This window comes from Marinobacter oulmenensis (assembly GCF_014201735.1).
Taxonomy (GTDB): Bacteria; Pseudomonadota; Gammaproteobacteria; order Pseudomonadales; family Oleiphilaceae; genus Marinobacter; species Marinobacter oulmenensis.
The window spans coordinates 1-18,218 of sequence record NZ_JACHFE010000004.1 but is presented as its reverse complement, the minus strand read 5'-3'; the positions used below and the strand labels follow the sequence as shown (position 1 = coordinate 18,218).

Below are 18,218 nucleotides of genomic sequence, written 5' to 3'. Positions count from 1 at the left end.
ATCAGTCAGCCGCGGTTTCGGCAGCGTGCCGGGCCTGCATGTATTCCCGGTGGTTGAGATGCAGCAGGTCGGCCATACGGCGAATCAGGTGCTCTTCGTACTTGTCGATGCGGCCGTCGGCGAAGGCGACGCGCCAGATGCTTTCCAGCAGCGACTGTTTGTTGGCCTGATCCAGGTATTCGTTGATCTGCCCGGTGAACTCGTAAAGCGAGGTGGCATCATCGGCATGGGCCAGGGCGTCGTCGAGAATGTCGGTGGCCTCTTCCCGGGTGATTTCATGCGCCTTGACCGCACAGTCCACAATGGTTTCCAGTTCGCGCTGGTCTTCGTCGTTGTCGACCCGTGAAAGCTGGACCATCAGGGCGGTGGCCGCCACCGCCAACTGGTGCCGGTCGGGCTGGACCGGTTCGTTGTCCGGTTGGGCAAACAGTTTTTTCAGGTGTTCGATCATTTTCACCAAAACTCCGGTTGCGCGGTGGGTTACGCGGCCGTGGTGGCTAACTGGCGCACCCGGCTTTCAAGCTCGACCTGATCAGCCGCGAAGCGACGGATGCCGTCGGCCAGTTTCTCGGTGGCCATGGCGTCTTCGTTGGAATCCCAGCGGAACTGCTTTTCGCCAATCCGGCCGGGTGCATCGGCGGTGGTCGCCATTTCCGGGTTCAACTGGCGGGACAGTGTGCCGTTGTCGTCCTGCAGTTCCTGCAGCAGGGCCGGGCTGATGGTCAGGCGGTCGCAGCCGGCCAGCATTTCGATTTCACCGGTATTGCGGAAGCTGGCCCCCATGACCACCGTGTCGAAGCCGGAGGCCTTGTAGTAGTTGTAGATCCGGGCGACGGACTGAACGCCCGGGTCTTCTTCCGCCGGGAAGCTGTCACGGCCGCTTGCGGCCAGGTGCCAGTCCAGGATGCGACCAACAAAGGGAGAAATCAGGGTGGCCCCCGCCTGGGCGCAGGCAACGGCCTGCACGAACGAGAACAGAAGGGTCAGGTTACAGTGAATGCCTTCCTGCTCCAGTTGCTCCGCCGCCCGGATGCCTTCCCAGGTGGATGCAATCTTGATCAGCACCCGGCTGGTGTCCACGCCCTGCTGATCGTAGAACTCGATCAGCCGCCGGGCGCGTTCCAGAGTGGCTCCGGTGTCGAATGACAGCCGGGCATCCACTTCGGTGGAAACCACCCCCGGTATCAGCCCGAGTATTTCCCGTCCGGCCAGAACGGCCAGCATGTCGGTCGCCAGTCCGAGCTGTTCGGCATCGGTTCCGCCCTGTTTGCGGGCAAAGGCGACGGCCTTGTCGAGCATGGGGCGGTAGGCATCGGAAGCCGCCGCCTTGAGCAGGAGGGAAGGGTTGGTGGTGGCATCCCGGGGACGCCACTGGGCGATAGCGTCAATATCCCCGGTATCTGCAACCACGGTGGTCATGGTTTTCAGTTGGTCCAGCTTGCTGCTCATTCGTCCTGTCGTCCTGATTGATAGGGGTGGTCCGGCTGATCCGGGTATCGTCCTACAATAACGGCAGCTCAGGCGGCGGACAAGACAACAAAAAGTATGGAGGTCATCAACCTGCCGCTATCGGCTCCGGTTCCGGTACCCGCTTCAGGGCCTCTTCGATGACCTCCAGGCCGGAACCCGGCTTGTGGGCATTCTCGCTCAGGTAGCGCCGGAACTGGCGGCCGCCCGGTTGGCCATGGAACAGTCCCATGACATGACGGGACATATGCGTCAGGAACACGCCCCTGTCGAGCTCCTGCTGGATAAAGGGGAACATGGCACGGAGGGCGTCGTGGCGGCTGGTTGCGGGGCCTGGCGTGCCGAAGAACTCCGGGTCAACACCGGCCAGTAGCCAGGGGTTGTGGTAGGCCTCCCGGCCGAGCATTACACCATCGGTATGGGCCAGGTGCTGGTGGCATTCCTCAAACGTGCGGATGCCACCGTTGATGATGATTTCCAGGTCTGGATAGGTTTCCTTCAACCGGTATACCCAGTCGTACTTGAGCGGCGGTATGTCCCGGTTTTCCTTGGGGCTGAGTCCTTCGAGAACGGCAATCCGGGCATGCACGATAAAAGTCCGGCAGCCCGCGGCGGAGACTTTTTCGATGAACTCGCAGAGCTGGTCCCAGGATTCGCGGCCGTCGATGCCGATCCGGTGCTTGACGGTGACCGGTAGATCGGTGGCCTCGATCATCGCCGACACGGCCTGTGCCACCTTGTCCGGGTGGGCCATCAGACAGGCGCCGATCATGTTGTTCTGTACCCGGTCGCTGGGGCAGCCCACGTTCAGGTTCACCTCGTTAAAGCCAAACTGGCCGGCCAGCCGGGCACAATGGGCCAGTTCCCCGCCGTCGCTGCCCCCGAGCTGGAGCGCCAGTGGGTATTCCTCCGGGCTGTGGCGCAGGAAGCGCTCGGTATCGCCGTGGATCAGGGCGCCGGTGGTGACCATTTCCGTATACAGCAGGGTGTGCAGGCTCAACTGGCGCGCCAGGTAGCGAAAGTGGGGCGTCGTCCAGTCCATCATCGGCGCGATGCTGAAACGCCTGGATGGCTCCACCCCAGTGTTTCCAGTGCTTGTGACTGAATTTTCAGTAAATTTCGCGGCTGCGTTTTCGGTCATTTCTTGCTCATTTTGTACCATTTTCTTACTATCAGTGCTACAGAAATCCTACATATAAGGACGTGTAGCACCGTGGCCTCCATCATCGCTCGTACCCGTGCAGACGGAACCAAATCCTACCGCGCAGACATACGCATCAAACGCAAAGGACGGTTAGTTTATCAGGAAAGCCGCACCTTCGACCGTAAGGCTTTGGCGAAAGACTGGGCGGCCCGTCGGGAACTCGAACTGCAGGAACCTGGGATGCTCGAAAAAGTGAAGCACCGGGGCGTGTCTGTTGGAGAGCTCATACAGCGTTACATCAAGGAATACGGTGCCAACTTCGGTAGGACCAAACACGCGCACCTGGAGTACATGCGCTCTTTTGATCTGGCAGATCGTGATGCCCTGGAGTTGCAGCCGTCTGACATCGTGTCTCACGTCATGTGGCGCCTGCAAACAGTGAAACCGCAGACAGCCAATAACGACATCATCTGGCTTCGATCAGTGTTCAAGGTGGCTCGCACCGCCTGGGGGATGCCGGTAAACCTTTCCGTGATCGATGATGCGGCGGAGACTTGCAAGCGGGAGCGGCTGGTTGGTAAGGCGGATTCCAGGGATCGCCGGCCCACACTGGAGGAGCTTAATAAGCTGATGGAGTATGCCGGCCGGGAAAGCGCCCAGCGCCAGATCCCCATGGGTGAGATTATTCTGTTCGCTTTGTTCTCTGGCCGGCGCCAGGAGGAAATCACGCGGATCCGCTGGGATGGGCTGGATGAGAAAAACCGGACGGTCATGGTCACAGACATGAAGCACCCGACGGCAAAGCGGGGCAACCACAAGCGTGTTCACCTGACTGAGGAGGCCTGGGCGATCATTCAGCGCCAGCCAGAGCGGGGCGATCGCATCTTCCCGGACAACAGCCGGAGTATTGGTACCCGGTTCCGGGAGTGGTGCTTGTTTCTGGGGATTGATGACCTGCGCTTCCATGATCTCCGGCACGAGTGCATTAGCTGGTTGTTTGAGCGTGGCTGGGATATTCCCAGGGTTGCTGCGGTGAGTGGGCATAACACCTGGTCATCTCTGCAGAAATATACTCATCTCAGCAGGCAGGAGCCGCATGACAAATACGAGGGGTGGTCGTTTAGGCCTGCCACCATGTGAAATTCTGTAAAAGAGGGGGCAGCGCCGTTCGCGAATCTTCAGATGCCGTAAGGTTGGAGCATGTGGCCACATGCTCAACTTTCAAACGATCAAATCTGGAGTGTCTGATGGATAAAGACCGCAAAATCGAGCGTGCTGAAGCGTTGCTGGCAGTCATTGGTGATCTGGCAGCAGTTGGTAAGCAACTGCAAAACGCTATTGAAACAGGGATGGTTTCTGATCGGGTGAGTAGGATCAGGGCGGCTCTGTTCTGTGAGATTGGTGAGCTCTCCGAAAATTGCGAGCCTCCCACCTTTGGTGGCGATACCTGATCTGCCGGTAAACCGTTGCTGCCTGCGGGTTATGATCCAGCTCCGCCCTGGAGCTGATGCTGCAGGCCTGCAGGATGAAATCCCGGGCGTCTTCCTCTGTGTGGGTGCCGTCCGGGATATCCAGCCCAAACTTTGCCGCTCTGCGCCTGTCCAGGTAGAGCTGGAAGCTGCTGTTTTGGCAAAGCAGGGCGGCGTTTCTCGCCAGAAAGCCGCCCTTGGGGTTGGCTACTTCCGGTGCTTTCATTCTTCCTCGTCCTGAAACAGCGCCAGCATGTCATGCATGCCCTGGTTCGCCTTCTGGAGCTTCTTCAGGTTTGGGTGCTCCAGCGGCGTGGTGATGCCATTGGCGTCTATGTCCAGGCAGACCAGCGTTGGGGCGCTCAGCATGGGGCCGGTTTCTGTGCGCAGCACCTGACGGGTGAAGTCTTTCTCTGCCTGGTTCATGGCCTTCACCCAGCGATGGGCAAGCGGGCGCAGTTGTTCGACCATGAAGATGGCGTCTTTGGCTTGTTGAGTGGTCAGGTCCTCAACGCGACGGACGCCGAAATGGTTGCGGATGCGTTCATTAACGGCGTAGGCCGCACCCTTGCCACGGAACCCGACGGTAATGGATCGGATAGCGGCAGAGAGCTGTTCGCGGAGCTGGTAACTAGCCCGGTCGGTAGGCGGCCAGTGGGTTTTGCCGTAGCTGCCGGTTTTTCGAATGGTGGGGAGTACTTCGTGGGTAACCCAGCGTTTGAATTTTTTGGCTTCGGGTTTGCGGGATTTTAGTACGCAACAGTACAAGCCAGATTCGTTAATGACAGTTATTTCTTGGTTACCGCCAGGGGTACGCATAATGTGCGTTCCCTTTTCGTCGTCATCCAAGTTGCGGGTCATATCACTTGTCATTCGATAACCGAGCGCCGCAGCAACATCGGCGGCCGCAAACCAGATTTGTCCTTCGATGAGAATGACGCGGAGATCTGTAGAAGTGAATGCGTATACGAGTGGTGCGGGTGCACCTTGGGTGTGATTATGCATGACTACGGTTCCTGTACTTGATTAAGGAACCCGCCTGCCTGTCGCCAAACAGGGAGGGCGGGACCGCGCGGGTTGGCGAACCGGGTACAGGATCCGGCAGGCCCGAAGGCCTCCCACACGGCCCGCCCCATAACGCTGAGCGTGCCATGCTCTGAGCACAAAAAAACCGCTAACTCGTGAGGAGATGCGGCGTGCTCTCCTGTACTGCTCGGGTCGCCAAACCCGGTCGCTGATTTTGCAGCGACAGAGTAAGTATGGCCCCGGCATTTGCCCTGAGTCAACGGGAGGGTTATCTTTGGGGTAGTATTCCTTACCGTTACTGATGTGTTTTTCTGCAAAGGAGTTGCGCTATGGCCGTTTTCCCTCGTCGTGAAATCCCTCTTGATGACAATGGCCAGCCGCTGAACCCGGCGCTTTGTTGGTCGCGCGTGGCTGATCGCCAAGTGGATGAAGTTATTGGCCTGTGCAAGGGGGTTCTGGCTGATGGCCAGGTGAACCAGGGGGAAGCGGAGTTCCTTCTGAACTGGTTGCAGTCTAACCAGCACTGTGCGGATAAGTGGCCTGCCAATGTTCTCTTCCCACGAATTCGTGCCATGCTGGCAGATGGAGTTCTGGATGATACCGAAGAACAGGAGCTGCTTACTCTCCTGATGGGGATCACCGGGAGCCCCAATGTAAATGCTACGGGCACCAATGCTAGTGCCACTCTTCCTTTTGATGACCCTTCCCCGAGGGTGGCCTTTGCTGGTGAGATCTTTTGCCTGACTGGAACCTTTGCTTGTGGTCCGAGGCGGGAAGTTGAGGATGCAGTGGTTCAGCGCGGTGGTGCTGTCAAAAAAACACCCTGCAAGAAAACGTCGTTCCTGGTGGTAGGCGAAGTCGGCAGCCGCGACTGGGCTCACAGCACCTTTGGCCGGAAAATCGAAAAAGCGATTGAGCTCCGTGATGGGGGATCCACCATTGCCATTATTCCGGAAGAGCGTTTCTTTGAATATCTGCATGGTTAGCACCGGCCTAACTGGGTGAGGTAAGCCGTACGCCTGGCTTCGATGCCTTTGGCGGTGATTTCGTACTTGTGGCCGGTGTCCGTTTCCGGATAGGTAACCAGGCCGGCGGCTTGGCATTTTTGGACGGCTTTTAGTACGCGGGCAGGGCTCCAGCTGGTCTTGGGTAGCTTGTCAGGGTGCGTGTGAACGCTGTGGTAAACGTGGCACAGCCCTTCGAAATCCCGGCGGATGTCTATGCCCCGGTAGTTCGTGAACAGCTGCAGAATCACGTGCATGTCGGTGGTCAGCGGGGTGCCGTCGTCAAACAGGTTCTCCTGGCTCATGCTGGGTAAACCTCCGGGTTGTTCTGCAAAAGCCGCCGTGGCCGAATCATCGCCTCCACCACCACAATCTCCGCTTTGATAGCCTGCCGTATGCGATTACACAGCCTCAGCGCAACCGCTGGTATGGCTTTTCCCCGGTTGGCATCGCCGACCAGTCTCTTTGCCGCGCGGTAGGCGGCCACGAGTCTGTTCAGTCTGGCGGTAATCATGCCGGGCCTCCGAAACTGTTGCGGGCTTCCTCGTCCAGATCGAGCCGGTGTTCACGTTCCCGGCGCTTCCGGGCTTCAATGGCCTGTTGGCGTTCGGCTTCGTCCATAGCGAGCTGGTCTTCGCGTAGGACTTCTTCGAAGGCTTGGCGGTTAGTGATGTGCTCGATGGTCATGCCGGTTCCTCCAGTGGCTGCTGGTCCACTGACAACGCCACACGCAGTGGCTGGACCCAGACTTTTTCAGGGCTCAGTACGAAGGTTTCACCAGTCCATGCAAGTAGTAGGGTTTCGCCCATGGTGTCGCCGATCGCTCTGGCTGCGTGGGCGGGCACTGCATTGCCGATCTGTTCCCGCCAGACGCTGTCGGACTTGCCGTGCAGCTCCAGGTATTCCTCGGGCTCGATCAGTGACTGCAGGGCAGCCAGTTCCAGGGTGGTGAAGGGGCGATGCCAGGTGCCGTCCAGGGCGGTGATCTCTGCGATCAGTCTGTCTGTGGCTGCCGGCAGGGCATCCAAGGGGCCTTCGCTGGTGGCGGCTGGCCTTGGGTCGGCAACGGTCCAACGCCCATTGTCGTGGCCTGCCGCTGCGGACACTGCACCTGCAGGAGACTGCCAGGGCACTACGCCGTAATGCCCCGCTGTTAAGTAGCTGTCACCTTTCTTGCGAGATAGCCCGGGGCGTGGATCAGCCACGGAAAACGCGCCTTCACCGGTAGTGCTGGCTGCGATGACGGCGCCGGCGTGTTCGTTATATCGGGTGACGCGGTATTTGCTGCGGGATACTGGTTCGCCGCCTGAGCGTGGGTCTGCCACACTAAACCGGCCTTGTCCTGGTGACCGCTGGCCGGTGACAACGCCGGTTGTTTCCCTCCAGTTCAGCACTCCAAACTGGCTGTATTGCTGTCCCTCATACCGTGGATCCGCAACACTGAACGCGCCGTTTGTGGGAGTGCTGCGGCCTGCGACGGTACCCATGCTTTCGTCCCAGTGGTTCACGCCCATGTAACCCGGGCGGTACTCCGGCATGATGAGAAAGTCCTTCAGGTAGCCGTTCTCGATCTTCAGCCGGTTCAGGCTTCGCCAATCTTTCCCGGCCTCCACGAAGGCCAGTCTTACCCAGGTTTTCCATTGCAGGCTGGGGATGCGGTGCATCGGGCCGGCATCGGCATTGCCCGGCAGTGGCATGGCGCCCAGGATATCGCCCACAGCCCTGAGGGTTTTCTTGGGTGGCTCATACAGAAAGGGCGGTACCTTTTCCTCATGGCGGGCAACCAGCAGAAAGCGGCGGCGGCTTTGGGCGAGCCCGCCGATTTCTCCACAGTCGTGGGTGGTTTCTGATACGGCGTAGCCGTAGGCCCTAAGCAGTTGGGTAATCTGTTCCAGCAGGTGCCGGCCACGGTTAGCAATGCGGGGCACGTTCTCGAATATGAGGAGTTCGGGCGGATCATCCCGCCAGGCCTCCAGAGCCAACCAGATGCCTCGTAAGGTGAGCTCATTCAGGGCCTGGTATTTGGCCGTGGTGCTGAGGCTCTGGGATAACAATCCGCTGAATCCCTTGCAGGGTGCTGAAAGGAATACGATGTGCGGGCGTTCGCCGCCGGCGGCGTTTTGAATATCTGCCGGTGTTGCTTCTTTCCAGTCGGTGGGCGGCGGGTGACCATGAAAGGCCTCGTATTGCTGGGCGCTCATCAGGTCGCGGATGGTCCCTGGTACGCCAGTCAACAACTGGAAGTTGGCGATGGCTGTGGCGTCTACATCGATGCCGCCAAGGCAGCGGAACTCACCCTGAAGAGTGCCTACCCTTGGGTTCGACTGGTTGAACCCTTTGGCTCCGCAGCCCAGTCCGCAGAACAGATGAAAGTGGCGAATCTCAACAACGCTCATGCTGCCTCACTCCCCACATCTGCCACCGTGACCGGCTGCCCCTTGGCAAGCAGCAATTCCAGGTATGCAATGTACTGGTCCGCTGCGTCTGCCTGCTCCTGCATGTCCTCTTGCTGTTCCTCGTGATCGTGGAAGTCGTAGGCGTAAAATCTCAGGTTTAGGTTCGCAATCTCCGGGCGTGGTTCGCCGTTTTCAGGGAAGACGGTATCGGCAGGCCTCAGATCGGCGTACATGGAATGTGTGTGGCCGTATACGTCGACGAATGCCTGGGCAATGCCCCGCACGTTGATCTCCAGCGATAGGCTGCAAACTCTGAGGGCGCGGACCCGCAGGGCGGCCAGCATTTGGTCGGTGCTCATGGTTGGTGCTGACATGGTGTTCCCCTGTCTTGTGTTGTTGCTGGTGTTCATCCGGGAGGGCTCTCAATGAAAGCCCTCCCGGATGCGCCCCACGTGGGGCGCGGTTGGGTCAGTTCGGGTCGAAGGTGCCAACGAAGGTGCGCACGGCGGTGTCTTCAAAGCCACTGCGCAGTCGGTCTTCCAGCTCTTTGGCCATCTCTTCCTTCACGCTTTCCAGGCGCACAATGCGGGCGCTGATCTGCGGCTTTTCGCCGGTGATCAGGCTCAGGCGCAGGGTGAACGTGCGTTCGCTCAGGCCCTGGTAGGGTTCGCAGGTGAACTTCAGGAAGGCGGGCAGCTCGTCTTTGTGCTTGGCTTCTACTTCGGCCATGGCACTGCGGCGGCTGCTGAAGGTTTGCTCTTCACTGGTGGACTCCGCGTTGGTCCCGATGGTGATGCGGCGAATGGCGCTGACGGAGGCGGATATCGGCAGCTCTGTGTTGCCGTCTTCCGCCAGTGCAATCAGGTGGTCGCGCCAGTCTTCCAGCCACTCAGCCAGGGCCCGTTGCTCAAACCGTTTGCCGTTGATGCGCAGCAGTTCCTCAAAGGCTTCCGTCTCGCTGAGCTGAAGGTTGGCGCGGTGGTCGCCGTGGCCGGGCGCGTCGATATCGCCCAGGTTGAAAAACGCGGTGGCCTTCATGTGTTCCGGGTTCACAAAGCAGGGGAAACACTCGGACCCCATCGCTCCATAGGCGTCAGAGGTGGTGTTCACGAATTCCACGAATTCATCAATCAGCGTGGTGCGCATGCTGCCCCGGTAGCGGCGGCGGGTTTCCAGGTACTTTTCCAGGTCTGCCACGGTTACGCCTTCAGGCAGGGCCGTGGCGCTGCCGTTGGTTTGCTCCTGGATGAACTGGTTCAGCTCTTGTGCCTGCACGGCTTTGGTGTATTCGTGCAGGGCGTCGATGGATTGCAGTACTTCAGTCATGGGGTTCAGTCCTTGTCTTCGCGGTGGGTTTCGGGTTCACCGTTGCGGGTCAGCAACTGGTGCTGGTTTTCCGGGAAGATGCTCACCCGGCCGCCGGTGTTCACGTGCATCGGGGTTTCTGTGGTGTCTTCCTCCATGATCTTTCCGCGCAGGGTGGGCACGGTGTATTTCAGGGTGTGGCCGATGTTCACCTGGTAGCTCTGGCCGATCCGCTTGAAGTTCAGGCGGATGTCGATCGCGCCTTTGTCGTTGTTGTCGACAACGCCGCCGGCCACCTCGCTGATGGCCCGGCCCAGCTTCTGCATGAAGACGCCGCCGTCCAGATCGGCGACGAACTGGGTTACATCGGTGTCGCGGTGATTGCTCTCGGGTGCGCTCATCTCGATACTCCTTTGGCTTTTATGGGTGGGTCAGTAGGTCTGAACCCGTGCGGCCGGAGGGGCCGGTGGTGCAGGGCGGGCCATGGCGCCGGATGATCCGTTGCCGTAGTCGCCGCTGTTGATGCCGGGGCCGTTCAGCGCCCGCAGGTTGTCAGCCACCTGGCTGATGGCCTCTTCGCTCATGAACTTCTGCAGGCCGGTGCCTGTGGTCATCAGGAAAGTGAACAGTTGCAGGGCCTGGCGCATGGGCTGGGGGGTCAGAAACCGGAAGTCCTGCAGGTTGAGCGGGTGAAGGTCGCCGTCCCACAGGGCCAGCAGAAACTGGGCCGCGTTGCGGGCGTCGTTGTCCACGCCGGTGGTGGCCAGGTGGTGAAGGTCCTGCAGGGCGCGTTCGATGTCGTTTGCACTGGCGGTTAGCGTCATCATGATGTGGTCCTCAGGGTTTCTTGCTATCCACCACACGCAACCGAGGGCGCAGGCGAGTAACAACAGGGTGCTGATCATTGGCTGCCTCCATATGGGGCCGGTAGCGGAGACCGTCACGCTTCCACACCAGGCGTTTGCCCTGGGCGTTGGCGAGGCGGATAAGGTCGATAACCCGTGTGCTGTTGGGCAGATCAAGGCGCATGGCATACCTCCTGGCGGGTGCTGAAATGGCCCTTCTGTAACTGGCGGATGGTGCGTGATACCCGCCGGATCCGGGTGGCGACTTCCTCCGGTTCGCGCTGGGTGTGGCGGACGATATGAATAGTGCGCAGGCGCACCTGATCGCGTTCCGACACCGGAAAGCGCTCAACGTGTTCATCAATCGCTTTGTGAATCTGGCTGTGCCGGCCGCTTTTTACGGCCAGCCAGATCGCCTTCCAGCTCAGCAGCTCGATTTCCTTGAGGGTCTTCATGGTTACTCCTTAGGCGACGTTTACCTGGTCCCACTCGCGCTTGGCTTTGGCGCGCTGTTCGTCGATGTGCTCCGCCAGATCCTTTGCGCTCACCAGCCAACTGCTTTTCTGGGTACCGCCCCGGTAGGCAATAACCGGAAGCTGCCGGCGGGCTGCGCGCTTTTTGGCCATGTCTGGCTGCAGGCCGAAGAACTTCTCGCACACGTCTTCCAGTGGAATCTCGGCGGTACCGAACTCGGCCATCAGGGCGAAAAAGGTAGAGATCTGCTTCACGATGCTTTCTCCATGTCGATCTGCTCTGCGAACTCACGGCGCAGGAAATCCAGGCCGGCCGGCGTTACCAGCGTTTTGGCGCTGTGCTGCAGGCCGCGCACGGGGTGGTTGAAAGACTTGGTCTGCACCTGGAAAAAGCCGCGCTTGGCATAGCGCCAGTTGGGCAGACGCTGGTTGTCCAGAATGCCGCGCTGCTTGAGGGCGCGGATCATTTTGCGGGGGCCCAGGTTCAGCACTTTGGCGGCTTCCTGGAGGGTGATGGTTTCAGGAATCATGCTGCCTCCCTGTCTCCGGTGTGGAGATCTGCAAGGTTGTTGAGCTGGATGATCGGGTGGTCGTCAGACTCACGGCGGTTTGATGCCCGCACCCGGGCAACCCGCGGAATGCGCACCGTGACCGGCTGGTCGCCAGTGCCCGGCAGGGCGTTGCCGAAAATCAGCAGGCCGATGGCCAACTGGCGGGCCTTGATGAGCCCGGCCTTCCAGGCGCGGCTGATCAGTAGTTGCCGGTTCGGTGCTTTGAAATGGCGCAACAGGCGGACAATGTGAAACTTCACCGTGCCGAGCGTGATGCCCAGCAGAATGGCAATGGCGTCGTTTTCCTTGCCTTCCACCACCCACACCAACACCTGCCGCTGGCGCGGGGTGAGGGCGTTGTTGGGGTCGTGGATTTCGAATTCTGAGCCAGCGATGTTAGCCATAAAGCACCATAACCGTAGTCTATGGATTTATCGTAGTTTAGGGCTAACATTGTCGTCAACTATTTGTGCTTATTTTTTTCTGTTAGTGAACAATTTTGGAGGTGGGGAGGTTGTGCGGGCACAAAAAAAAGCCCCGGAGGCGCTGGCCTGCGGGGTGTGTAAGTTCCTTTCTACGCTTTACCGATTGCGAGTAGAGTGGACCGTAAGGTGACAAGTGGTTGTTCGATCGCTACCCTTGCGTCCGAGAAATGAGATTGCATCAGGAGACGAAATGCAGATTTTTACGATTGGCTACGAGGGCATGGGGGTTGATCAGTTTAAAAACGTTTTGCTGAATGCCGGCATTGATGCGTTGGTTGATGTGCGGGAGCTTCCATTGTCCAGAAAGCCAGGTTTTTCAAAAACAAAGCTCCGGGAAGCGCTTGAATCTGCTGGGATAGGATATATTCATATGCCGAAGCTCGGTTGCCCAAAGCCGATTCGACACCAGTTGAAAGAAGATGGCGATTGGGGGAGCTACAAGCTGAAATTTCTCGATCATCTTGCGGAGCAAGATGAAGCGTTGGGGAGGTTGGTTGCTGAGGCCTCTACGAAAAAATGTGCACTAATGTGTTTTGAGGCAGATGCTACCTTTTGTCACAGGTCGTTAGTTGCCAAATCCGTTCAGAAGATCGCGGATTTTTCAGTTGTTCACCTCAGCAAGAAGTGGCTTAAAAAAGCGGTTGCTGAAGTGGCGTAGATGTGTCGATTTTTGGTGGGTAGATCAGGCTGATTATGAGCCACTGGCTCTGAAACCGATGCTGGTTGCCAACCAGCAGTTGCAAGTCATTTCTCAACAACTTTTCCTCTAGCCTTTCTCTGAAAGGTGTCTGCCATTCAGGTCCGTGCGACCGCACGCAATTCCAGTATAATGCACACGCCTCCCAGTCAATGATTTTGAGCTTGTCTCTGACTATACCGTTTGGCGTCTGGTAGGTTACGTTGTAATAAAAGTCAAAAGGTACCTTTCGGAGCTGGTGCATTTCTTTAGTAGCGTCATGCTCTGAAAAAAGGTTGCCTTGGATCTGGTCTTTTATCAGTTTGACTTTTTCATCGTCGGTCCAGTCGCTATTTCTTGCTTTTTGTATTTCCAGTGATTCGATACTGGCCGGTTTCAGTAACGCCATGGATACGCCGCATTTCTCTCGTGCCTGATTAATTTCCTCAGCGCTGCTATAGGTTGGTATCTTCGCCAGCCAGTGGCGGCGTTCGCACCAAGCATTTTTGGTGTCTATCCTGTGGTAACAGTTGATGGTATCTACGAACACCCGGTGGCTTTCTGGTCGATGATCGGCCCTGGCCTTTTCTGTCCTGACTTCAATCCACTGCCACTTTTGGAATTGCTGGTTGTCTTTCAGGAGGCGAAAAGGGACGGGGTAGAGCCTTCTCATTTCACCTTGTTCCGTAATTCCAGCTACACAAGAGGTTTCTACATAGCTCGCGCTGGGAGATGGATAAGTTTTCGCGAGTATGAGGATTTGTTCAATTTGCGTGGGCAACCTGGGTCTCCTTATATGTTCAGGTCCGTGTTGTTCTTAAGCTCTTCCTAAGCTTTATGCCTGTTCTGCTGTCGAGGTTGCGGTGGTTCTTTTGTTGTGCTTGGGGCCTTAAAGCCTCAGCTTTTATTGTTCTGCCAATCCTGACTCAAGTTTGTTGAGTCCTTTGATCGCTTCTTGTAAAGACTGGAGCTGTGCATCGTTGTCGGTGCTTAAAAATAACTCGATACTGCGGAGGAACGCATCTTCTCGCGATGGTCTGGGGAGTTCTGAGATGCACTCATCGCTTTTGAGCTGGTTTGTGACGTAGCTTAATTCGTCTATACGTTCTTTAAGTAATGTTTCCGCGTCAATTAACCGTTTACGCCTTAGTTCAAGTTGTTGTTGAGCCTTTTTAGTATCAACCACTACAGATTTCAGTTTCACTTTGTAGCTGTCGACCTCAATTGAAACGGACGAAGACTTCCAAGCGATAACGAGTAAGACAACGGTTACTGTAACCATGCAAAAGCTAAGTGAATGCCAGAATGATTTAGGAATACTCGCCATAGATATTTCTCTCTGACTTGCATTGCGCTTTTAGTCTTTTTTTGAAGCAGCTACCGCATTCAGCGTAGCCGTGATCCCCTCGGCGAGTTCCGGAGTGAGTACCCGTATCCGTGTTAAGTGGGATATGCACTCGATCAACCGCGCGTGCTCGGGGGAAGCCTTGGCCACATCGGTCAGGGGAGACTGATTTGATACACCGTCTGCTTCTGAATAGGTCTTCGGGCCCTCTCCAAAGGCCAGCCACCAAAAGCGGTAACCCGTTAACTCGGCAATCCCTTTAAGGTTGTCGATGTTGATGGCTCCGCGTCTCTTCCAGTTCAAGACGGAGGTCCTGGCAACGCCAAGCTCTTCCGCTATCTCGTTCATATTGAGCGGGCCTTTCTCTACGGCTTCTTTGAGCCTGGCGGCTCTGGCGTTTTCAGTGTCGTTTGTCATGACTCAGATGTTAGCTATTAACTAATCCCTTGGTAAGTCAACCTGTTGAACATGGTGCTAGTTTTTGGTGTAGACATCGGCGTTAGCGTTGGTCTACTATCCCGATAGATAACACGAGGGTATCTAATGGCTATCAGTATTCTGGATGATTTAGCGGAGTGTCTTGGCTCCCAGGCCAAGGTGGCGAGAGTCTGTAACGTGAAGCCACCGAGCCTGCACGGATGGGTCCGGGTTCCGGCTCGACATGTGCTTAAGCTTGAGGCTGCTGTGAGGGCTGAGGGTGGCACCATCGATCGGTACTCCATGCGTCCGGATATTTACGGTCAGTCTCCTGAGTCTACAGAGCAGGCGTCTGTCGCATAACTGGCCACTTGGATGGGGGGGCTATGAGCAAAAACAGATCGAGTTTGAGTGCGTCGAGAGGCCAGAGCATGTTTGAAAAGATCAAAGGTATTCAGTGTCCGCACTGTGAGACGTTCATAGAAATGCCGACGCTTGTGGCCGAAAACAATCGACTTCGGCGGGAGCTGGAGCAGCTCAAGGCAGGGTGGAAGAGTGACGATTGTCTTCAGGACGGGCCGCCGCTGGATATACGGATAGCGGAGGCCGTACACCTGGCATTCACCAGAAGACCCGACGCGCTCAGCGTCCGTAAGCGTCTGATGCACCCCTATAAGATCTACGCGGACTACGACGCCATGAACTATGCCAGGGATGTGATCATAGGCGTTTTGAATACTTTGCTTCGAGAACTGCCTCCTTCTCGGATCCGCAGCCTCGAGCGACGTCTATCCGATGAATTGTCTGAAGCCGTTGGATGTTACACACGCAGTGGAAATCATCCAGCTCCACCACATCTCCAATCTGCAGAGGTTCAGCCGACTCATAGCGATCAGGACGGCCAGCCTGATGGTCGTCCAGGTACTTAACCTTATATGGAATCACGGGATGCTCCTTTGGGGTGGCTAGCTTTTAGAGCTTACCCGAACGGCGCTGGGCTCACCATGATCAAACTTCAACGGTTAGTGGCAATGAACTCAAAGGCTGGGGGGCTGCATGCGCTCACAGTGGAATGATGCCGAGGACGGCGCCCTGCAGGGGCTGACGGCAGAGGCACAGGTGATCTATCTGCGGGGGTTCCGGCGCTACATGGATTATGCCAGTGGCGTGGCCGGCGGCCCGGTACGGAAGCTGTCGTACCGGGCCCTGGCCGAGTTGATCGCCGTGGACCCGGACTGGGGCAGCCAGCGCAAACGGGCGGATACACCGACGGTTGGGCGTGTGCGGGCCAGGGTGGCGGAGCTGGAGCGGGCCGGGCTTTTGGTTAACCACGGCTCCAGCCGCAGCCGGGGGCTTGTTTTTAAACTGCCGCTGGCTGACAGCGGATTACTCCGCCCGGAAAAGGAACAACACAAGGAACAACACAGGGAGCAACACGAGGAACAACACAGCGCCAAGGTGGTTAACCTGCCGAAATCACTGGAATTTGAACCGGTAGAACAGGGCGGGAGCAACACAGGGAACAACGCAGGGAGCGACACTGGGAACAACACACATCTGTATAACTCTACTCCACTACACTCTACCGGCGCGGGCGGGCGCGAGGCTGAGGCCTGGCCCGATGCCTTTCAGCCCCAGTCACCCATGGAGTGGGGCTCTTTCCTTGGCCGCGAACGGCATTGGGCGTACCACCGTGTTGCCCGGCCCCGGCTCATCGCCGTGTACCAATGCTGGACCCAGTGGGCTCTGAGCATTGGCGACATGCGACAGATTATGGCCAGTGCAGAGGCCAACCTGGGCCGCATCCCCGACGGCCCTGAATACTACAAATCTTTCGCAGAGAGCTATGCCCGTGAGCGGGACAGGCTCAACCAACAACCCCGGAACCAGCATCAGAGAGGTGCCCATGACTCAGTTGCACAAGATCAGCAGCGCCGTTCAAAGCGTGACGAACGGGCTGCAGTCCAGAGACAGCTCACAGACCCCGATTACGCCCTTGAACGATGGTGACCGATTCAGCCAGGAGCAAAGGCGTAAGACGGTTCTGTTTTTCAATCGCCTGCGGTTGATTTACGGGCACCGTTTCACCCTGCAGTGGTCGGATGAGAAAACCCTTCGGCTGGCCCGCCGGGAGTGGGCGGGCGAGGTGGATGCCCTCAGTTGGGAGCAACTGGAGGTGGCCCTGGGCCGGGCCAAGGAAAAGCTCATTGAGGGGGATGAGGATTTCTACTGGCCGGATGTAGGGCGGATACTGGGGCTGGCCAAAACGAGGCACCCGGCGGCCCACCGGCGTTTCCGGCGCTCATTGCCGGAGGGGGAAGCCGTAAAACAAAACCGGCGTAAGGTCGGCCGCAAAGGCATGGCGCGCCTGAAGGCCTTGCTGGGAGGTAACCATGTTGAGTGACACACAGCAGCGCCTGAGCGCGTGGGGCCACTGGGTACGCGCCGGTGGGCTGGACCTGGGCGTGAAAGGCGTCAACCTGGCGGTGGGCAGCAGCGTGGCTATGCCCGTGTGCCCGGATGATGAGGCCCTGAGCGTGGACCGCGCCATTGCCCAACTGAAACGGCGGGACCACATGATGGGGCAGATCGTGACCATGGCGTACCTGAGCCAGTTCAGCTTGGCCCGCATCGCCCGGGAGTCTGGTGTGGGCAGCCGGGAGCGGGCCAGGTACCTGCTCGGGGCTGGTGAGGCGTGGATTGATGCTGCTCTCGATTTCGGTAGCGCAACATGATGTTCAAAATGTTGACAAGCTGCATGCAGATAACTACTCTCAGTTCCGTAAGGTGCAGAAAGTGCATCTGAGGATTGCAGCAAGCTCCTTTGATACTCCGTTGACCCGGCCCTGGTGCCGGGTTTTTGTCTTGTCGGTAGAGCTTCTGTGTAAGCTAATTATAGTCTACCCTTGCTGGTTATTAATCAGTAAGGAGAAGACAAGGAATGGCGGTATTTAAGTTTTACAACCTTCAGTTGCTAGCGCTTGACACTGATTCACATGGTGAAGTGGGAAAGGAAGGGTACCGACGTCTATTTCAGAATTTGGCAACCCGTATGCAGAGCGCAAAGGATGATATGGCCCTTGAAAGGGTTTCGGGTAGTCTGGTCAACGATTTTTACTTTGCTCCGTTTGAGGTGGAGATCAAGGAAAATTATGCGCAGGGTAAATTCATCAAATTTGATCAAGTTGCCAGCGTTCATAACCTTTATACCGAAGAGGACGAGTTCAAGGGTGGAAAGGGGAGTACTAGTAAGCGGTATGGGTTTCCATTCGTTTTCGATTTTGAGTCCCATACGTTGGCGATTCAGCGCAAACGCGGGTTGCCGAGCGTAAATCAACTGATGAAGGTTTTGGGTGACGTTATTGTTCCAGTCTCCCAAACTGTTTTTCCCGAATATCAATTGAGTATTCGTGAGATGACTTCTGCGCAGTCCTTGGAAAAGGTTTTTAACGCTGAATATTACAAGAGAGTAAAAGTCGATGTGACCTTTTCTAACTCTGCAGATCTTGACGATGCTCTTCTAGGGAAGGTCTGAATAACCGGTGATTTTTGCCGATGTTGATTCAAAGCAGCAGAAATCTCGGATTTCAGACGTTATTTCCTCGTTATTTGTAT

30 protein-coding genes are annotated in these 18,218 nt (G+C 57.2%); 10 read left to right on the top strand and 20 right to left on the bottom strand.

Annotation, left to right across the window (positions count from 1 at the left end):
• Position 1 precedes the first annotated feature (1 nt).
• The 3 genes from HNR38_RS08410 to dusA form a co-directional block, all read right to left on the bottom strand.
• Positions 2-451 carry a tellurite resistance TerB family protein gene (locus HNR38_RS08410; protein WP_183703328.1) on the bottom strand — a complete coding sequence of 150 codons (450 nt, stop codon included), beginning with the start codon at positions 449-451 and terminating at the stop codon, positions 2-4.
• A gap of 29 nt (positions 452-480) precedes the next feature.
• Positions 481-1,449, bottom strand: coding sequence for a transaldolase (gene tal, locus HNR38_RS08405; RefSeq protein WP_183702165.1), 969 nt, complete (start codon positions 1,447-1,449; stop codon positions 481-483).
• 106 nt (positions 1,450-1,555) lie between these two features.
• Positions 1,556-2,608 carry a tRNA dihydrouridine(20/20a) synthase DusA gene (dusA, locus tag HNR38_RS08400; protein WP_183702162.1) on the bottom strand — a complete coding sequence of 351 codons (1,053 nt, stop codon included), beginning with the start codon at positions 2,606-2,608 and terminating at the stop codon, positions 1,556-1,558.
• Positions 2,609-2,680: 72 nt separating this feature from the next.
• On the opposite strand from dusA, the gene HNR38_RS17560 reads away from it, so the two are divergent.
• Together HNR38_RS17560 and HNR38_RS08390 are read left to right on the top strand one after the other, a co-directional pair.
• The gene (locus tag HNR38_RS17560; protein WP_183702159.1) at positions 2,681-3,751 is read left to right on the top strand and encodes a tyrosine-type recombinase/integrase; all 1,071 of its coding nucleotides are present in this window, start codon (positions 2,681-2,683) and stop codon (positions 3,749-3,751) included.
• Between the two features lie 107 nt (positions 3,752-3,858).
• The gene (locus HNR38_RS08390; RefSeq protein ID WP_183702156.1) at positions 3,859-4,062 is read left to right on the top strand and encodes a hypothetical protein; all 204 of its coding nucleotides are present in this window, start codon (positions 3,859-3,861) and stop codon (positions 4,060-4,062) included.
• Positions 4,063-4,302: 240 nt separating this feature from the next.
• On the opposite strand, the gene HNR38_RS08385 is transcribed toward HNR38_RS08390, so the two are convergent.
• The gene (locus tag HNR38_RS08385) at positions 4,303-5,085 is read right to left on the bottom strand and encodes a BRO-N domain-containing protein (RefSeq protein ID WP_183702153.1); all 783 of its coding nucleotides are present in this window, start codon (positions 5,083-5,085) and stop codon (positions 4,303-4,305) included.
• 350 nt (positions 5,086-5,435) lie between these two features.
• Between HNR38_RS08385 and HNR38_RS08380 the strand changes: the two genes are divergently transcribed.
• Positions 5,436-6,092: a BRCT domain-containing protein gene (locus HNR38_RS08380; protein WP_183702150.1), complete on the top strand. Its 657-nt coding sequence runs from the start codon at positions 5,436-5,438 to the stop codon at positions 6,090-6,092.
• On the opposite strand, the gene HNR38_RS08375 is transcribed toward HNR38_RS08380, so the two are convergent.
• From HNR38_RS08375 to HNR38_RS08315, 13 genes are all read right to left on the bottom strand, one after another.
• Entirely contained in the window at positions 6,089-6,415 is a 327-nt protein-coding gene (locus HNR38_RS08375; RefSeq protein WP_183702147.1) for a hypothetical protein, read from the bottom strand. The two genes, HNR38_RS08380 and HNR38_RS08375, sit on opposite strands and share 4 nt — an antisense overlap.
• Positions 6,412-6,624, bottom strand: a complete 213-nt coding sequence (locus tag HNR38_RS08370) for a hypothetical protein (RefSeq protein ID WP_183702144.1) — start codon at positions 6,622-6,624, stop codon at positions 6,412-6,414. Before HNR38_RS08370 ends, HNR38_RS08375 begins: the two co-directional genes overlap by 4 nt.
• Entirely contained in the window at positions 6,621-6,797 is a 177-nt protein-coding gene (locus tag HNR38_RS08365; RefSeq protein ID WP_183702141.1) for a hypothetical protein, read from the bottom strand. Before HNR38_RS08365 ends, HNR38_RS08370 begins: the two co-directional genes overlap by 4 nt.
• Positions 6,794-8,506 carry a DNA cytosine methyltransferase gene (locus HNR38_RS08360; RefSeq protein ID WP_183702138.1) on the bottom strand — a complete coding sequence of 571 codons (1,713 nt, stop codon included), beginning with the start codon at positions 8,504-8,506 and terminating at the stop codon, positions 6,794-6,796. The genes HNR38_RS08365 and HNR38_RS08360 overlap by 4 nt, the downstream gene beginning before the upstream one ends.
• Positions 8,503-8,880, bottom strand: a complete 378-nt coding sequence (locus HNR38_RS08355) for a hypothetical protein (RefSeq protein ID WP_183702135.1) — start codon at positions 8,878-8,880, stop codon at positions 8,503-8,505. The genes HNR38_RS08360 and HNR38_RS08355 overlap by 4 nt, the downstream gene beginning before the upstream one ends.
• 94 nt (positions 8,881-8,974) lie before the next feature.
• The gene (locus HNR38_RS08350) at positions 8,975-9,832 is read right to left on the bottom strand and encodes a DUF2303 family protein (RefSeq protein WP_183702132.1); all 858 of its coding nucleotides are present in this window, start codon (positions 9,830-9,832) and stop codon (positions 8,975-8,977) included.
• A gap of 5 nt (positions 9,833-9,837) precedes the next feature.
• Positions 9,838-10,212 carry a hypothetical protein gene (locus HNR38_RS08345; RefSeq protein WP_183702129.1) on the bottom strand — a complete coding sequence of 125 codons (375 nt, stop codon included), beginning with the start codon at positions 10,210-10,212 and terminating at the stop codon, positions 9,838-9,840.
• Between the two features lie 30 nt (positions 10,213-10,242).
• The gene (locus tag HNR38_RS08340) at positions 10,243-10,638 is read right to left on the bottom strand and encodes a DUF7673 family protein (protein WP_183702126.1); all 396 of its coding nucleotides are present in this window, start codon (positions 10,636-10,638) and stop codon (positions 10,243-10,245) included.
• A gap of 10 nt (positions 10,639-10,648) precedes the next feature.
• A complete protein-coding gene (locus HNR38_RS08335; RefSeq protein ID WP_183702123.1) occupies positions 10,649-10,840 on the bottom strand; it encodes a hypothetical protein in 192 nt (63 codons plus the stop codon).
• Positions 10,830-11,111: a hypothetical protein gene (locus HNR38_RS08330; RefSeq protein WP_183702120.1), complete on the bottom strand. Its 282-nt coding sequence runs from the start codon at positions 11,109-11,111 to the stop codon at positions 10,830-10,832. The genes HNR38_RS08335 and HNR38_RS08330 overlap by 11 nt, the downstream gene beginning before the upstream one ends.
• Before the next feature lie 9 nt (positions 11,112-11,120).
• The gene (locus HNR38_RS08325) at positions 11,121-11,384 is read right to left on the bottom strand and encodes a pyocin activator PrtN family protein (RefSeq protein WP_221275746.1); all 264 of its coding nucleotides are present in this window, start codon (positions 11,382-11,384) and stop codon (positions 11,121-11,123) included.
• Complete coding sequence (locus tag HNR38_RS08320) at positions 11,381-11,659, bottom strand: phage antirepressor KilAC domain-containing protein (protein ID WP_183702117.1); 279 nt, start codon at positions 11,657-11,659, stop codon at positions 11,381-11,383. The genes HNR38_RS08325 and HNR38_RS08320 overlap by 4 nt, the downstream gene beginning before the upstream one ends.
• A complete protein-coding gene (locus tag HNR38_RS08315) occupies positions 11,656-12,084 on the bottom strand; it encodes a response regulator transcription factor (RefSeq protein WP_183702114.1) in 429 nt (142 codons plus the stop codon). Before HNR38_RS08315 ends, HNR38_RS08320 begins: the two co-directional genes overlap by 4 nt.
• 271 nt (positions 12,085-12,355) lie before the next feature.
• On the opposite strand from HNR38_RS08315, the gene HNR38_RS08310 reads away from it, so the two are divergent.
• Entirely contained in the window at positions 12,356-12,823 is a 468-nt protein-coding gene (locus HNR38_RS08310) for a DUF488 domain-containing protein (protein ID WP_183702111.1), read from the top strand.
• Here the strand turns inward: HNR38_RS08310 and HNR38_RS08305 are convergent.
• The 3 genes from HNR38_RS08305 to HNR38_RS08295 all read right to left on the bottom strand — a co-directional run bounded on the left by HNR38_RS08305 (position 12,795) and on the right by HNR38_RS08295 (position 14,603).
• A complete protein-coding gene (locus tag HNR38_RS08305; RefSeq protein ID WP_183702108.1) occupies positions 12,795-13,622 on the bottom strand; it encodes a hypothetical protein in 828 nt (275 codons plus the stop codon). The genes HNR38_RS08310 and HNR38_RS08305 overlap by 29 nt on opposite strands.
• A 123-nt stretch (positions 13,623-13,745) precedes the next feature.
• A complete protein-coding gene (locus tag HNR38_RS08300; RefSeq protein WP_183702104.1) occupies positions 13,746-14,168 on the bottom strand; it encodes a hypothetical protein in 423 nt (140 codons plus the stop codon).
• Positions 14,169-14,198: 30 nt separating this feature from the next.
• Positions 14,199-14,603, bottom strand: a complete 405-nt coding sequence (locus HNR38_RS08295) for a helix-turn-helix domain-containing protein (protein ID WP_183702101.1) — start codon at positions 14,601-14,603, stop codon at positions 14,199-14,201.
• Positions 14,604-14,729: 126 nt separating this feature from the next.
• On the opposite strand from HNR38_RS08295, the gene HNR38_RS17610 reads away from it, so the two are divergent.
• From HNR38_RS17610 to HNR38_RS08265, 6 genes are all read left to right on the top strand, one after another.
• Entirely contained in the window at positions 14,730-14,966 is a 237-nt protein-coding gene (locus HNR38_RS17610) for a transcriptional regulator (RefSeq protein WP_183702098.1), read from the top strand.
• A gap of 68 nt (positions 14,967-15,034) precedes the next feature.
• Entirely contained in the window at positions 15,035-15,532 is a 498-nt protein-coding gene (locus HNR38_RS08285) for a hypothetical protein (protein ID WP_183702095.1), read from the top strand.
• A 127-nt stretch (positions 15,533-15,659) separates the two neighbouring features.
• Entirely contained in the window at positions 15,660-16,613 is a 954-nt protein-coding gene (locus HNR38_RS08280; RefSeq protein WP_183702093.1) for a hypothetical protein, read from the top strand.
• Entirely contained in the window at positions 16,600-17,007 is a 408-nt protein-coding gene (locus HNR38_RS08275; RefSeq protein WP_183702090.1) for a hypothetical protein, read from the top strand. The genes HNR38_RS08280 and HNR38_RS08275 overlap by 14 nt, the downstream gene beginning before the upstream one ends.
• Positions 16,997-17,338 carry an antiterminator Q family protein gene (locus HNR38_RS08270; RefSeq protein WP_183702087.1) on the top strand — a complete coding sequence of 114 codons (342 nt, stop codon included), beginning with the start codon at positions 16,997-16,999 and terminating at the stop codon, positions 17,336-17,338. The genes HNR38_RS08275 and HNR38_RS08270 overlap by 11 nt, the downstream gene beginning before the upstream one ends.
• Before the next feature lie 206 nt (positions 17,339-17,544).
• Complete coding sequence (locus tag HNR38_RS08265) at positions 17,545-18,138, top strand: DUF4747 family protein (RefSeq protein WP_183702084.1); 594 nt, start codon at positions 17,545-17,547, stop codon at positions 18,136-18,138.
• The last annotated feature ends 80 nt before the right edge of the window (positions 18,139-18,218 follow it).

What these genes read in the sequence shown, in the direction of transcription:
- HNR38_RS08410 (WP_183703328.1), bottom strand. Translation starts at nt 451, where the DNA reads ATGATCGAACACCTGAAAAAACTGTTTGCCCAACCGGACAACGAACCG.
- tal (WP_183702165.1), bottom strand. Translation starts at nt 1,449, where the DNA reads ATGAGCAGCAAGCTGGACCAACTGAAAACCATGACCACCGTGGTTGCA.
- dusA (WP_183702162.1), bottom strand. Translation starts at nt 2,608, where the DNA reads ATGACCGAAAACGCAGCCGCGAAATTTACTGAAAATTCAGTCACAAGC.
- HNR38_RS08390 (WP_183702156.1), top strand. Translation starts at nt 3,859, where the DNA reads ATGGATAAAGACCGCAAAATCGAGCGTGCTGAAGCGTTGCTGGCAGTC.
- HNR38_RS08385 (WP_183702153.1), bottom strand. Translation starts at nt 5,085, where the DNA reads ATGCATAATCACACCCAAGGTGCACCCGCACCACTCGTATACGCATTC.
- HNR38_RS08380 (WP_183702150.1), top strand. Translation starts at nt 5,436, where the DNA reads ATGGCCGTTTTCCCTCGTCGTGAAATCCCTCTTGATGACAATGGCCAG.
- HNR38_RS08375 (WP_183702147.1), bottom strand. Translation starts at nt 6,415, where the DNA reads ATGAGCCAGGAGAACCTGTTTGACGACGGCACCCCGCTGACCACCGAC.
- HNR38_RS08370 (WP_183702144.1), bottom strand. Translation starts at nt 6,624, where the DNA reads ATGATTACCGCCAGACTGAACAGACTCGTGGCCGCCTACCGCGCGGCA.
- HNR38_RS08365 (WP_183702141.1), bottom strand. Translation starts at nt 6,797, where the DNA reads ATGACCATCGAGCACATCACTAACCGCCAAGCCTTCGAAGAAGTCCTA.
- HNR38_RS08360 (WP_183702138.1), bottom strand. Translation starts at nt 8,506, where the DNA reads ATGAGCGTTGTTGAGATTCGCCACTTTCATCTGTTCTGCGGACTGGGC.
- HNR38_RS08355 (WP_183702135.1), bottom strand. Translation starts at nt 8,880, where the DNA reads ATGTCAGCACCAACCATGAGCACCGACCAAATGCTGGCCGCCCTGCGG.
- HNR38_RS08350 (WP_183702132.1), bottom strand. Translation starts at nt 9,832, where the DNA reads ATGACTGAAGTACTGCAATCCATCGACGCCCTGCACGAATACACCAAA.
- HNR38_RS08345 (WP_183702129.1), bottom strand. Translation starts at nt 10,212, where the DNA reads ATGAGCGCACCCGAGAGCAATCACCGCGACACCGATGTAACCCAGTTC.
- HNR38_RS08340 (WP_183702126.1), bottom strand. Translation starts at nt 10,638, where the DNA reads ATGATGACGCTAACCGCCAGTGCAAACGACATCGAACGCGCCCTGCAG.
- HNR38_RS08335 (WP_183702123.1), bottom strand. Translation starts at nt 10,840, where the DNA reads ATGCGCCTTGATCTGCCCAACAGCACACGGGTTATCGACCTTATCCGC.
- HNR38_RS08330 (WP_183702120.1), bottom strand. Translation starts at nt 11,111, where the DNA reads ATGAAGACCCTCAAGGAAATCGAGCTGCTGAGCTGGAAGGCGATCTGG.
- HNR38_RS08320 (WP_183702117.1), bottom strand. Translation starts at nt 11,659, where the DNA reads ATGATTCCTGAAACCATCACCCTCCAGGAAGCCGCCAAAGTGCTGAAC.
- HNR38_RS08315 (WP_183702114.1), bottom strand. Translation starts at nt 12,084, where the DNA reads ATGGCTAACATCGCTGGCTCAGAATTCGAAATCCACGACCCCAACAAC.
- HNR38_RS08310 (WP_183702111.1), top strand. Translation starts at nt 12,356, where the DNA reads ATGCAGATTTTTACGATTGGCTACGAGGGCATGGGGGTTGATCAGTTT.
- HNR38_RS08300 (WP_183702104.1), bottom strand. Translation starts at nt 14,168, where the DNA reads ATGGCGAGTATTCCTAAATCATTCTGGCATTCACTTAGCTTTTGCATG.
- HNR38_RS08295 (WP_183702101.1), bottom strand. Translation starts at nt 14,603, where the DNA reads ATGACAAACGACACTGAAAACGCCAGAGCCGCCAGGCTCAAAGAAGCC.
- HNR38_RS17610 (WP_183702098.1), top strand. Translation starts at nt 14,730, where the DNA reads ATGGCTATCAGTATTCTGGATGATTTAGCGGAGTGTCTTGGCTCCCAG.
- HNR38_RS08285 (WP_183702095.1), top strand. Translation starts at nt 15,035, where the DNA reads ATGTTTGAAAAGATCAAAGGTATTCAGTGTCCGCACTGTGAGACGTTC.
- HNR38_RS08280 (WP_183702093.1), top strand. Translation starts at nt 15,660, where the DNA reads ATGCGCTCACAGTGGAATGATGCCGAGGACGGCGCCCTGCAGGGGCTG.
- HNR38_RS08270 (WP_183702087.1), top strand. Translation starts at nt 16,997, where the DNA reads ATGTTGAGTGACACACAGCAGCGCCTGAGCGCGTGGGGCCACTGGGTA.
- HNR38_RS08265 (WP_183702084.1), top strand. Translation starts at nt 17,545, where the DNA reads ATGGCGGTATTTAAGTTTTACAACCTTCAGTTGCTAGCGCTTGACACT.